Origin of the sequence: Corallococcus sp. AB030 (genome assembly GCF_003668965.1) — a bacterium.
Classification (GTDB): domain Bacteria; phylum Myxococcota; class Myxococcia; order Myxococcales; family Myxococcaceae; genus Corallococcus; species Corallococcus exiguus.
Genome location: NZ_RAWQ01000068.1, coordinates 1 through 12,388, shown reverse-complemented (window position 1 = coordinate 12,388; position 12,388 = coordinate 1). Strand labels below are relative to the sequence as shown.

The following is a 12,388-nucleotide window of genomic DNA, read 5'->3' as shown; positions in this document are numbered from 1 at the left end:
CCAAGGCCCGGTCTTCAGGAGCGGAGCGCCGGAGCCCGCGCGGGCTGCGCCGCTCCCTCCGGGCCGGAGGACTCCAGGTCCAGCGCGGAGAGCTTCTCCGCCAGCGCCTGGACCCGGTCGCCGCCGCCGTCCAGGGGGGACGCGGCGCGCGCACCGATGAAGCACACGCGGGCCCGCTCCAGCAGGGCCACCTGTGCGTGCAGCTGCGCGAAGAGGCGCTCCTGTCTGCGCGACAGCGCGTCCAGGTGGTTGAGCTCCTCACCCAGCGACGCGGCGGCGCGCTCCAACTGGCGCCGGGCCACGCCGTCCTGCGCGTCCTGGGCGCGCTTCTTCAACTCCTGCACCTGCGAGTCCACGCTCCCCTGGGACGCGGAGGACAGCTGCGTCTCCAATTCGGTGTGGGACTCGGCCAGGGTGAAGACGTCCCGGGCCAGCTTTCCGAGCACGGCCTGGAGCTTCTCCAGCCCCGGGCCCCGGGCCAGCTTGTGCGCCTCGTCCTGGCACTGACGGTAGAGCGTGAGCGCCCGGGCCACCAGTCCGCGCACCTCACCGGAGAGCGTGGCCTCCAGGCGCATGCCCCGGGTGGCCACCGCGTCCAGGTCCATGGCCAGGTTCGCCGGCAGCGTGCCGATGCTCCAGAACAGCGCCACCACGGCGTAGTCCACCATCAGCGGGAAGTAGCCCCACGCCGGGAGGAAGCGCGCGTCGAGCACCTGGTGCACGTACAGGCCCAGCGCGGTGGTGACGGCCGCGGCCCCGGCGCACAGCGCGACCTGGAGCGGCGTGCCCAGGCTGTCGCGCCCGTTGCCTCGCCACGCCAGCAGCCCCGCGGCGATGGCTCCCGCCACCGCGTGTGTCCAGGGCGACCCGAGCCCCAGCACATAGGGCACGGCGGGCAGCAGAACCATCCCCGCGCGCACCAGGAGGTTCTCCGCCGCCTTCGGCTTCACCGCGGTGATGGCCGCCGCCATCAGCGCGAAGTAGCCCGGCTCCACCGGCACGCGCAGCACCTGCCGCGCCACGCCGGCCACCAGCGCCATGGCCCCGGCGCCCACGAGCGCGTAGAGGCAGCGCGACTCGAAGTCCTCCCGCCGGATGAGTTGGATGGAGAGGGACATGGCGCACCGGGCTCCGTACGACGGGGGGACTAGTAGCTGTTGCTCTGCCCGAAGTTCTTCATCGTCTTCTTCTTGAGGTCGAGCGCCTCGCGGCGGACGTCGGAGTCACTCTGGGCACTGCCATAGGCTGCCTGGGTCTTGTCCACGTCCGCAAGCTCTCCTGCGAGCGCGGACGCCGAAGCGCCGAACAGTTTACGCGCGTTGGTCAGGAAGCTGAGCGCGCTCTCCCGGTTGCCGCTCTGCATCTGCTCCGCGGCCGCCTGGAGCTGCTGGGTACCCAACGCACGGATGGCATGGACGCGCACATCGCGGTCCAGGTTCGCGTGCACCACCTGGACGTCGTTCGTCACCTTCGCGCCCAGGGCCACCGTCACCTGCGACGGCAGGTCCGCCGCCACGTCCACGTACGACACGGAGGCGTCCAGCACGTTCATGTCCGCCGCGTTCGACGGCGCGTCCAGCGTCAGCTTCACCACCACGCGCGCGGACTGGCCGCCCGTCAAATCGTAGAGGGGGATGCGCACGAGGTTTCCTTCGCGGGTGGACGGCAGGCCCATCACCTCCACGCCGCTCACGCCGGGCGGCAGGGTCAGCGTCATGCTCACGTTGCGCGCGACGGTGCTGGCGGCCTGCTCCAGCTCACGGGTGAAGATGGCGGCCAGCTCCGAGGAGTCGCTGACGAAGCCGGAGAAGCCGCCGCCGCGCTCGGCCATGCCGCGCATCAGCGTGTCGTTGAAGCCGCTGCCCACGCCCAGCGCGCTCACGGTGATGCCCGTATCGCGCAGCTTGCCCACCTCGGAGAAGAGGCCCGCGTTGGACGTCACGCCCTCGGTGGGCTCGCCGTCGCTCAGCAGGATGGTGCGCGTCACCCGGTACTGCCTGGCGTACGCACGCACCGCTTCCGCGCCCGCCACCAGTCCGCCGCTCATGTGCGTGCCGCCATTCACCTGGATGGCGTCGATGGTGCTCAACAGCTCGCGGCGCGTGGTGTTGTTGATCTCCACGCTGGGCACCACCTTCACGTCGGAGCCGTAGTGCACCAGCGCCAACCGGTCCCCGTCGCGCAGCTGCCGCACCAGCTCCTGCGCGGCGCGCTTCGCGTCCGTCAGCTTGGCGCCATCCATGGAGCCGGAGCGGTCCACCACCAGCGACAGGTTCACCGGCACGCGCTGGACCTTCTCCGGCATGCGCGCCGACAGCTCGAACACGGCGAAGGCCTCACCCGGGCCCGTCTTCACGTACGCGCCGGACAGCTTGCCCGTGAGCTCCACCGGACCGGCCTTGCCGGACGCGGGCTGGCCCAGGACGACGGGCAGCACGCCCTGGATGGGCGCCTCATCCGGCTGAATCACGGTGTGGGTCTGGTCCACGGGGCTGGTGGCCACGGTCGGGGAGCGGAGCGGGGTCCGGCGCAGGTGTCCGTTGGGGAGCCGCTCTTCGACGACCGGCGGGTGCGAGGAGGTCTTCGCGAAGAACGAGCGCGCGTCGAGCGCGAGCGCGCCCACGAACAGCAGGCCAGCGAGAGTCAGCAACAGTTTGGTGCGGTTCATGCGCGGCGGACCTTCCCCCAAGGGGTGCGAGCGGACGAGCACACGCTCGCAGACCCGTCACGCGGGCGCATCGGTCAGTGGGAGGACCCTCCTCCCGATGACCGATGGGGCCCCGTGTCGGCGTTCCCCGGCGTCAGGCCGCGTCAGGCGGCCCGTGGCGCACCAGCTCCTCAACGGCGCCTCGCACGCGCGCCTCGTCGAAGGGCTTCTCCAGGAGCGGGTTGGGGATGTGCTCCAGGAAATCGCGCGCGCCCGCGGTGAAGGCGCCGCCGGACACGAAGACGAAGCGGCGCTCCAGGCCCGGGTGGTCGCGCCGCACGGCTTCGTACACGTCGCGGCCGGCGAGGTCCGGCATCATCACGTCGCACAGCACCGCGTCGAAGCCCGGCGCCTGCGACATGCGCTCCAGCGCCTGGCGGCCGCTCGTGGCCACCTCCACGTCATGGCCGCGCAACAGCCGCTGCAGCACGCGGCCCACCGCGGGCTCGTCGTCCACCACCAGCACGCGGCCTCGCGGCACCACGGGCGCGGCGGGCAGCGGGGCTTCCGGCGGACGGACGACCGGTTCGGGCCGGGGCGCGGGCAGCACCACGCGGAACGTGCTGCCCTTGCCCACGGTGGAGTCCACCTGGATGTCGCCGCCCAGCCCCGTGATGATGCCGTGGCAGATGGACAGCCCCAGGCCGGTGCCCACGCCCACGGGCTTGGTGGTGAAGAACGGATCGAAGATGCGCCCCATTACCTCCGGCGGGATGCCGATGCCCGTGTCGCGCACCTCCACCACCACCTGCCCGCCGGACACGCGCGTGGCGAGCACCACCTCGTGTTCATGCGCGGAGCCCTCCGGAATCGCCTGCGCCGCGTTCACCACCAGGTTGAGGAACACCTGGCAGAGGCGGCCCTCGTTGCCCATCACCTCCGGCACGGTGCCGTACTCCCGGCGCAGCCGCGCGCGGTGCCGGATTTCATTGGCGGCCATCATCACCACCGAGTCCAGCACCGCGTGCACGTCCACCGGAGTCATGCGCTCTTCATCCGGCCGCGAGAACGTCTTCAGCTGGCGGACAATCTGGCGCACGCGCTCGGCGCCCTCGCACGCCTCGCCCAGCACCTCCTGCCACTCCGCCACGTCCGGCGGGCGCACGCCGCGCACGCCGGGTCCGGGGGACAGGTGGTGGCGGAACTCGTCCGACAGGAAGCCCAGGTTGGAGACCACGAAGGCCAGCGGGTTGTTGATTTCGTGCGCGATGCCCGCCGCGAGCGTGCCCACCGACGCCAGCCGGTCCGCCAGCGTCAGCCGCGCCTTCAACTGGCGCTGCTCCGTCACGTCGCGCGCGATGGACACCACCGCGGGCTGACCGTCGAAGCGCAGGGGCAGCGAGGCCAGCTCCACCACGCGCGTGCGCCCGTCGCGCAGCACCAGGCGCCGCTCGCTGGTGAGCGGCGTGCTGTCCACGGACGCCACGCCGGTGCCCGGCACGTCCGCCAGGAACTCCGACAGCCGGCGGCCCACCAGCTCCTCCGCGCGCGCGAAGCCCAGCGTGGTGACGAGCACCGCGTTGGCGTAGACGATGTGGCCGTCGCGCTCGATGGCCGCCGGGTCGGGGAAGCCCTCCATCAGCGCGCGCAGGCTGGCCTCGGAGCGCTTCAGCGCCTCCTCCACCTCCCGCCGCTCCGTGATGTCGCGCGCCAGGCCCTCCACCGCCACCACGCGGCCCGCGGTGTCCGTCACCGGCGCCACCACGTGCTCCAGCCACAGGAGGCTGCCGTCAGGGCGCAGGAAGCGCAGCTCCACCGTCCCGCCGTCCAGGGACTGGGGCGACTCCAGCACGCGCTCCAGCGCGGCCCGGTCATCCGGGTGCACCTGCCGGTACCACAGCTCCGGATCCGTGTAGTGCGCCTCCGGCCCCAGGCCCAGCTTGGCGTGCGCCACGCGGCTGACGTACGCGAAGCCGCGCGGCGCTTCCCTCCGGTACAGGTACAGCACGTCGGACGCGTTCTCCGCGAGTTGGCGGAAGCGGTGCTCGTGCTCGCGCAGCGCCCGTTCGGACGCGCGGCGCTCCAGCGACACGGAGATGGCGCCGCTGGCCGCGGACAGCAGGTCCACCTCCAGGCGGTCCCACTCGCGCGCCTCGAAGCAGTTGTCGAAGCCCACGAAGCCCACCAACCGGCCCTGCACGCGCAGGGGCAGCACCAGCAGCGTGAGGATGCCCTGCGGCTCCAGGAGGTCCCGCTCGACGGAGGGGAAGGTGGCCACGCGGCCGGTGACGACCTCGCCGCGCTCCAGCACGGTCGCCCAGCGCCCCAGGATGGGCCGCATGGGCAGGTCCTGGAGCATCGGGTTGTCGATCTCCGCCGTGACACCGGGCGCGCACCACTCGGCGCGCTGACTGCACATGAGGGTGCCCTGCGCGTTGGTGTACGTCTCGAAGACGTAGACGCGGCTGGCGCCGGAGGCCTGTCCCAGCGGTGCGAGCGCCGGGCTGTACAGGTCGCCGCCCTCCGGCACCGACAGCAGGCGCTGCTGCATGTCCACCAGGGCGGTGAGGTAGCGCTCGCGCCGGGCGAGCGCGTCGCTCGTGCGCTTGCGCTCGGTGATGTCGTTGAGCGTGCCCGCCATGCCCAGCAGCGTGCCGTCCTCGTCGACCGTCACCCGCGCGAAGACGTCCACCCAGCGGAAGCCGCCGTCGCGCGTGAGGTAGCGCACCTCGTGCTGGACGAACTCGCGCTCGCGCGTGAGCAGGGTCTTGCACACCTCCAGCGTGCGCTCCCGGTCGTCCGGGTGCACGAAGTCCAGCGCGGAGCGGCCCAGGCTCTCCTCCACGGGAAAGCCTGTCACCTCGGTCCACGCGGGATTGAGGAAGACCCACGTGCGCGCCGTGTCCGTCTGGAACACGACCTCCTGGAGCGTGTCGATGACCTGACGGAAGCGGCGCTCGGTGGGGGTGGTGCCGTCAGGCCGGGTGAACGGCATCTGCATGCGGAGGACTCACGGTGGAAGAACTTGGCCGTGCGGGCGGAACATCCGCGACGCGCACGTAGACAGTCGAACGATTGAGGATCGCCGTCATGCAGGCAAGGGGGCCCGCGGGAAGAGCGTGAGGATGGGAAGCATTCCCTGTCCTTGAGGATGGAGTGGGCTGCGGGTCCTGTCTTCCTTTCTTCCCGGGAGGCGGAGATGACACCATGATGCGTGCGGAAAGCCTTGGCATGTCCGGCATCACCACTCCAGCCTCGGAGGCCCGCGTGACGGATGGGGATGGCTCGCCCCTGTCAACGCGCGTCATGGACGCCGAAGGCGTTGTGCTCGTTGAATGCACGGGCCGTGTGACTGTTTTCAACTCACAAGCCGCGGCGCACTTCGGCATTCCGGTCCCCCTCCACATCGAGCACGCCCGCCTGCCTGGGTGCGAATGGGTGCGGGACGACGGCACACCGCTGCCGCCGGGCGACTCACCGCTGGCGCGAGCGCTGGCGGGCGAGCCGGTGGACGCGTCCTTGTGGCACGTGCTCCGTCCGGATGGGACGCGCGCCGTGCTGCGCTGCAACGCGGTGCCGGTGCGGGGCGGGGACGGGCAGGTGGCCGCGGCGCTCCTGCGCACGCATGCCGTGGAGGCGGTGCCCGAGTCCCTGTTGGATGTGTCGCGCCTGCTGGCGGAGGCCGGGGCGCTCCTGGGTACGTCGGTGGCCGCGGAGGCGCAGCTGGAGCCGCTGCTCAAGCTGCTGGTGCCCGCGCTGGGAGAGGGGGCCCTGCTCGTCCTCCGGACGCCGGGCGCCGTGGGCGATGAAGTCCTGCGCGTGGCGGCGTCACTGCACGCGGACTCAGGAAGGCACGCGCTGTTGCGAGACCTGCTCACGCGCTATCCGCCGGACCCCTCCGTGCCGGGCGGGCTGCCCCAGGTGTTCACGTCCGGGGCGGTGGGGCGTCTGCCCATCCTGTCCGAGGAGCACGTGGTGGCCATCGCGCGGGACGCGGAGCACGCGCGGCTCCTGCGCGAGGTGGGGCCGCACGGCTGCCTGAGCGTGCCGCTGGGCGCGCGCGGCAACGTGCTGGGCGCGTTGATGGTGCTGCGCTCCAACGTGCTGCGGTCCTTTGGCGCGGAGGAGGAGCACTTCCTCACGGAGCTGGCCCACCGCACCGCGCTCCATCTGGAGAACGCGCGGCTGTACCGCGAGGCGCGCGAAGCGGTGCGCCAGCGCGACGAGTTCCTGGGCATCGCGAGCCACGAGCTGAAGACGCCGCTCACGCCGCTGAGTCTCAAGGTGCAGCTGCTGCAGAAGCAGGTGGTGGTGCTGGCGCGCGAGGGCAAGGACGTGCCCACCGACCGCGTCGCGGACGCGCTGGACGTGGTGCAGCGCCAGGTGCGCCGGCTGTCGGGCCTGGTGGACAACCTGCTGGACGTGTCGCGCATCACCGCGGGCCGGCTGCGGCTGGAGCTGGAGGAAATGGACCTGGCGAGCGTGGCCGCCGAAATCCTCTACCGCTTCTCCGCCGCGGCGGCGCAGGCCGGCACGGAGCTGGGCCTGGAGGCGCCGGTGCCGGTGGTGGGCCGGTGGGACCGGCTGCGCCTGGAGCAGGTGGTGACGAACCTGGTGTCCAACGCGCTCAAGTACGGAGCGGGCCAGCCCGTCATCGTGAGCGTGGAGGCGCAAGGCACGCTGGCGCGGCTCGCCGTGAAGGACCACGGCATCGGCATCGCGCCGGACGACCTGGCGCGCATCTTCGAGCGCTTCGAGCGCGCGGTGAGCGACCGGCACTACGGCGGTCTGGGCCTGGGGCTCTACATCACGCGCCAGATTGTCGAAGCGTTCGGCGGCAAGGTGAGCGCCGTGAGCACGCCGGGGGAGGGGGCCACGTTCCTCCTGGAGCTGCCCCGGGGCGACATCCCGGAGGAGTGGCTCGTCGCGCACGCGGCGCCGGGGCCCACCCAAGGCGGGTAGGCGCCGGGTAGGCCCGCGTCACTTTCAGCTCAGGCGACCTCCAGCACCGTCCACTCGCGCACCTCGCCCGCGAGCGTCACCTCCACGGTGTCGCCAGCCTTCTTGCCCAGGAGCGCGCGGCCCACGGGGGAGCTGGGCGTGATGACGGAGAGGAAGCCGTCGCCGCCAGGGCCGGTGAGCTCGGTGCCCGCGCCAGCGGGGAGCACGAAGAAGGTGCGCTCGGCGAAGCCGTCCTCGTCCTCGGTGCTGCAGTCCACCAGGGCGCCCAGGCCCACGGGCCCCTGGCGCGAGAAGCGGGGCAGCTCCTTCTGGCCGAAGGCGGTGAGGGCCTGGAGCTCTTCTTGGAGGCGGCGGGCGCGCTGGGCCTGGCCGGTGGCGAGGCTGCCGTACTCGATGGCGGCGCGGCCGTCCTCCTTCTTCTCGGACTCCGTGGCGAGGCTGCGGGCGGCCTCGCGGGCATCGGCCTCCGCGCGGTGGGCCAGCCGGTCGCTCTGTTGGAGTCGCTCGGACAGTTGCTGGAGCAGGGTGAGCTTGTCGAGTCGCATGGGTATCGATACAGGACTGTAGCGCCCGGTGCGGCGGCCTCCAGTTTTCAGCCCGACGGGGCCCCGGGCTTTGGTTGAATGGGGCGCATGACGCCTCAGGAACGTTCTCAGAAGGCCCACGAACTCGTCGCCCAGGGCGCGGTGCTGCTGGATGTGCGCACCCCGGAGGAGTTCCAGCAGGGACACCCGGACGCCGCCCGCAACATCCCCGTGCAGGTGCTGGCCCAGCGCCTCTCCGAGGTCGGCCCGGTGGGCACGCCCGTGGTGGTGTACTGCGCGGCGGGAGGCCGCAGCGCGGTGGCCGCGGAGCTCCTGCGCAAGGGTGGCTTCCCGGACGTGTTCGACCTGGGCTCCGTGAAGAACTGGTAGGCCGAACGGGTAGGCCCAAGTCCCCGGCCCGCGTGACAGCAGGCCGGGTCTTCAGTCAGCGTGCGCGCTCAAAGCGCCATGCAGACCCGCACCGTCGGCTTCCTCCTCGTCGCCCTGTCCGGCGCCTCCTTTGGCGCGTTGGGCCTGTTCGCGCGCCTGGCCTACGCGGCGGGCACGGACATGCCCACGCTGCTCTTCCTGCGCTTCACGCTGGCGGGCCTGGTGCTCGCGGGCGTGATGGTCGCGAAGGGCGGAAGGTGGCCCCGGGGCCGCCTCCTGTGGGGCCTGGTGGCGCTGGGCGCGGTGGGCTACTTCACGGAAGGCAGCGTCTACTTCATCGCGCTCCAGCACGCGTCCGCCGGGCTGGTGGCGCTGCTGCTCTACCTCTTCCCCGCGCTGGTGGCCCTCATCCAGGTGGCCCTGGGACGCGAGCACCTGAGCCGCCGCCGCTGGTTGGCGGTGGGGCTGGCCCTGTGCGGGACGGCGCTCACGGTGGACCCCGGCCCGGACGCGAAGCCGTTGGGCATCGGGCTGGGCGTGCTGTCGGCGGTCATCTACGCGCTCTACGTCTTGTCCAGCGCGCGGATCGCGGGGCCGGCGGGGCCGCTCGCGGCGAGCACCGTCGTCCCGCTGTCGGCGGGGGCTGCCTTCGGGGCGCTGATGCTGGTGAAGGGCCCGTCCTTTCCCCAGACGCCGGGAGGCTGGGCCGCGGTGGCGGGACTGGCGCTGCTGTCCACGGTGGTGGCCATGCTGACGTTCTTCGCGGGCCTCAAGCGCATTGGCCCGGTGAACACGTCGCTCCTGTCCACGCTGGAGCCGGTGATGGCGGTGGTGCTGGGCGCCATCTTCCTGGGCGAGCGCCTGTCCGTGCGGCAGGGCCTGGGAGGCCTGCTCATCCTGGTGGCGGTGGTGGTGCTGGCCCGGAGCGACTCCAGCCGCCCGGCGGAACCCGGGACGGCCGGAGCCTGAGTCGCGCGAGCGGCTACAGGCACTCGAGGAACTGCTGCACGTCGTTCACGAAGCGCTGCGGGCGCTCGGCGTGCGGCGCGTGGCCGGTCTCCGGGTAGAGCAGGTACTTGGCGCCGCGGATGGCGCGGGCCAGGGCGCGCTGCTCCGCCACGGAGAAGAAGCCGTCGTGGTCCCCGCCGATGATCAGCGTGGGCACGCGGATGCGGTCCAGGCGCGAGGAGTGGTCCTCCGCGATGAGCCCATCCAGCGCGTCCTGCCACACGCGCGCGGGCAGCTTGGAGCTCTCCGAGACGAGCGTGTTCAGGTACGACGCCGGAATGGGCGCGTAGAAGGTGCTGGCCTGGAACTCATGGATGAAGGCGGGATCCACGGGGTCGGTCAGCGTGTCCACGATCTCCTTGAGGCCCAGGGCCACTTCATTGCCCGCCACGGTGGGCGCGGAGCCCACGAGCACCAGCCCCTTCACGCGGTTGGGGAAGTCCAGCGCCACCTGCTGCGCGATGAAGCTGCCCATGGAGTGGCCCACGAGCACGGCGCGCGACACGCGCTTCGCGTCCAGGAACGCCACCACGTCCTTCGCGAAGGCCTGCTGCGTGTAGCAACACGCCGGGCGGGACGAGTCGCCATGACCGCGCTGGTCCAGCGCGTAGATGTGGAGGTCGCGCGAGAAGCGCGGCAGGTCCAGGTCCCAGGTGTGATGCGAGTCCGTATAGCCGTGCAGCAGGACGACGACGGGCCCGTCCTGGCGGCCCTGCTCCACGTAGCGGAGCGTGACGCCGGTGGACAGCCGCACGGAACCCTCACGCGAATGGCGGCTGGAGTCCTCCAGGGCGGCCGGAGCACTCACGAGGTCGGGTGCGGAATCCGACGCGACATCGGGTCCACAGCCAGCGAACAGCAGCACTGCGAGGAGGGGGCGAAGGGCGCGCAACATGCGTCAGGGCCTCACGGGATGGGACGCGGCGGGTAGGTCCGCCGCGAGGATTCACGCCATCCTAAAGTGACCTCTGACATCCCTTGTGTGAATCCATCCTGGCAGGTCGGAAGTGACCTGCCAGGGAGGGTCGCAAGAGCCCCTTGTCCCGAGCTACGGACAGTCGCCCCGGAAGCCGTCGCAGTCCACGAAGCCGTTGACTCCGCCGCGATAGATGCAGGCGACCTCTCCATGACAGGCGAGCGTGCTGCCGTCACCGCAGACGATCTCCACATCGCAAGGGCCCGGTTCCCACCCCGTGGCCCAGGCCACCACGGGAACCAGCACGCCCAGGGCCACGACCACGCACGACACCCATGCCATCCACTTCATGGAGACACTCCTCGCCCACGGGGCGCTGGATAGGTTTCCATGAAAGTCTGGGCTGGCGGTTCCAGCCGCGTCAAACCCTGCTCAGGGCCGCCGTGCGAAGATGAACTCGCCCACACCGCCCAGGCGCTGCTCGCGCCGGAGGATGTGGAAGCCCGTGGTCTCCACCAGGCGGAAGGTGTCGCGGTTGAGGCGGCAGCCGCCGGTCAGCTTGCGCCACGCGGGCGTCAGCAGGTCCTGCGCGGTGGCCACGGCCAGATTCGGCGCCCGCACGTGCTCCAGCAGGCGCAGCTCGCCGCCCGGCTTGAGCACCCGCATCACCTCCGAGAGCGCCGTGCCCGGCGCGTCCACGCAGCAGAACACCAGGCTGGACACCACCGCGTCGAACGAGCCGTCCGTGAACGGCAGCGCCTGCGCATCCGCCTGGAGCAGCGCCACGCCGCTGCGCCGTGCCCGCGCGCGCACCAGCGCGCCCAGGTCCACGTCCACCGCGGTCACCGACGTCACCGAGTCCGGGTAGCCCGGCAGCGCCAGTCCCGTGCCCGCGCCCACCTCCAGCACCTTGCCGGACAGCCCTTCCACCAGCTGCCGCCGGGCGGCGTTCAAGCCCACCCAGCCCAGCGGCGCCATCAACGCGTCGTACGCCAGTGCCTTCACGCGGTACCCCCCCTGCTGCGAGACGATGCGAAACGTGGACGCGCTACCGCGCTGTCTCCACCCGGCCCTGCGGCGCGGGCGGCTTCTGCGAGGATGCGCTCGGCGCCTGCTTGCGCAACAGGCCCCACAGTCCGTACGCCACCAGCAGCAGGCTGCCGTACTGCGCCGGCGTCAGGCCGAAGTAGCGTGCGTCCACGTACGACAGGTCCGTGGCCCGCAGGAAGTCCAGGCTGAAGCGGGACGCCGCGTACAGGAGCGCCAGCAGCGGCAACAGCCGCCCCTTCATCTTCGGCATGTCGCGCAGCGCGTACAGCAGGCCGGTGATCGCGAAGAGCACGATGGCGTCGTAGAAGCCCAGGTCGTGCCGGTTGCCGTTGGGGAACTGCACCGCCAGGAAGAAGTCCGTCAGCTTGCCCGGGTGGTCGTGCACCGCGAAGCACCCCAGCCGCGCCACCGCCCAGCCCGGCGCCACGCCCAGCGCGAAGCTGTCCGCGTAGTCGTTGAAGCGCAGCTTCTTCACCCGGAAGAACACCACCGCCGCCAGGATGCCGCCCAACAGGCCGCCGAAGGACGACAGGCCATCCCAGAACCGGAAGATCTGGAACGGGCTCTTGGACATCTCCTCCGGGTGGTAGAAGAACAGGTGCACCCAGTGGCCGAAGAGCATGCCGGCCGCCACCCCCCACATCGCGAAGTCCGCCAGCGGGTTCGGGTCCAGCCCCTCGCGCTCCGCCTGCTTCGTCAGCAGCCGGGCAGCCAGGAGGATGCCCGCCGCCACGAAGACGTTGAAGGGGTTCAGTTCCAGGGGCCCCAGCTTGAACGAGGGGGCGTGCCAATAGGGAATCAAGGGGGCTCCAGAAAGGCCAGGGATCCGCGCGGACGTACTCCGGGCGGATGGAAGCCGAACAATCGGCGCATCCCGGGCTTCCCTCCACC

General features: G+C 71.6%; 11 protein-coding genes. 3 read left to right on the top strand and 8 right to left on the bottom strand.

What is annotated here, in order from left to right:
• Nucleotides 1–14: 14 nt before the first annotated feature.
• From D7Y15_RS18030 to D7Y15_RS18020, 3 genes are all read right to left on the bottom strand, one after another.
• Nucleotides 15–1,118 carry a hypothetical protein gene (locus D7Y15_RS18030; protein WP_120576339.1) on the bottom strand — a complete coding sequence of 368 codons (1,104 nt, stop codon included), beginning with the start codon at nucleotides 1,116–1,118 and terminating at the stop codon, nucleotides 15–17.
• Nucleotides 1,119–1,147: 29 nt separating this feature from the next.
• A complete protein-coding gene (locus tag D7Y15_RS18025; RefSeq protein WP_121753361.1) occupies nucleotides 1,148–2,668 on the bottom strand; it encodes a VWA domain-containing protein in 1,521 nt (506 codons plus the stop codon).
• 133 nt (nucleotides 2,669–2,801) lie between these two features.
• Nucleotides 2,802–5,648, bottom strand: coding sequence for a PAS domain S-box protein (locus D7Y15_RS18020; RefSeq protein ID WP_121753360.1), 2,847 nt, complete (start codon nucleotides 5,646–5,648; stop codon nucleotides 2,802–2,804).
• A gap of 206 nt (nucleotides 5,649–5,854) precedes the next feature.
• Between D7Y15_RS18020 and D7Y15_RS18015 the strand changes: the two genes are divergently transcribed.
• Nucleotides 5,855–7,609, top strand: a complete 1,755-nt coding sequence (locus tag D7Y15_RS18015; protein ID WP_121753359.1) for a HAMP domain-containing sensor histidine kinase — start codon at nucleotides 5,855–5,857, stop codon at nucleotides 7,607–7,609.
• Between the two features lie 29 nt (nucleotides 7,610–7,638).
• Here the strand turns inward: D7Y15_RS18015 and D7Y15_RS18010 are convergent, their stop codons facing one another.
• Complete coding sequence (locus D7Y15_RS18010) at nucleotides 7,639–8,154, bottom strand: GreA/GreB family elongation factor (protein WP_120595009.1); 516 nt, start codon at nucleotides 8,152–8,154, stop codon at nucleotides 7,639–7,641.
• Between the two features lie 87 nt (nucleotides 8,155–8,241).
• On the opposite strand from D7Y15_RS18010, the gene D7Y15_RS18005 reads away from it, so the two are divergent.
• Together D7Y15_RS18005 and D7Y15_RS18000 are read left to right on the top strand one after the other, a co-directional pair.
• Entirely contained in the window at nucleotides 8,242–8,523 is a 282-nt protein-coding gene (locus D7Y15_RS18005; RefSeq protein WP_014400616.1) for a rhodanese-like domain-containing protein, read from the top strand.
• Between the two features lie 78 nt (nucleotides 8,524–8,601).
• A complete protein-coding gene (locus tag D7Y15_RS18000; protein ID WP_121753358.1) occupies nucleotides 8,602–9,492 on the top strand; it encodes a DMT family transporter in 891 nt (296 codons plus the stop codon).
• Nucleotides 9,493–9,505: 13 nt separating this feature from the next.
• On the opposite strand, the gene D7Y15_RS17995 is transcribed toward D7Y15_RS18000, so the two are convergent.
• The 4 genes from D7Y15_RS17995 to D7Y15_RS17980 all read right to left on the bottom strand — a co-directional run bounded on the left by D7Y15_RS17995 (nucleotide 9,506) and on the right by D7Y15_RS17980 (nucleotide 12,299).
• Complete coding sequence (locus D7Y15_RS17995; RefSeq protein WP_233604997.1) at nucleotides 9,506–10,339, bottom strand: alpha/beta fold hydrolase; 834 nt, start codon at nucleotides 10,337–10,339, stop codon at nucleotides 9,506–9,508.
• 240 nt (nucleotides 10,340–10,579) lie between these two features.
• Nucleotides 10,580–10,798, bottom strand: coding sequence for a hypothetical protein (locus D7Y15_RS17990; RefSeq protein ID WP_120576346.1), 219 nt, complete (start codon nucleotides 10,796–10,798; stop codon nucleotides 10,580–10,582).
• A gap of 81 nt (nucleotides 10,799–10,879) precedes the next feature.
• Entirely contained in the window at nucleotides 10,880–11,452 is a 573-nt protein-coding gene (locus tag D7Y15_RS17985; RefSeq protein ID WP_120576347.1) for a class I SAM-dependent methyltransferase, read from the bottom strand.
• Between the two features lie 43 nt (nucleotides 11,453–11,495).
• The gene (locus tag D7Y15_RS17980) at nucleotides 11,496–12,299 is read right to left on the bottom strand and encodes a prolipoprotein diacylglyceryl transferase (RefSeq protein WP_120576348.1); all 804 of its coding nucleotides are present in this window, start codon (nucleotides 12,297–12,299) and stop codon (nucleotides 11,496–11,498) included.
• Nucleotides 12,300–12,388 lie beyond the last annotated feature (89 nt).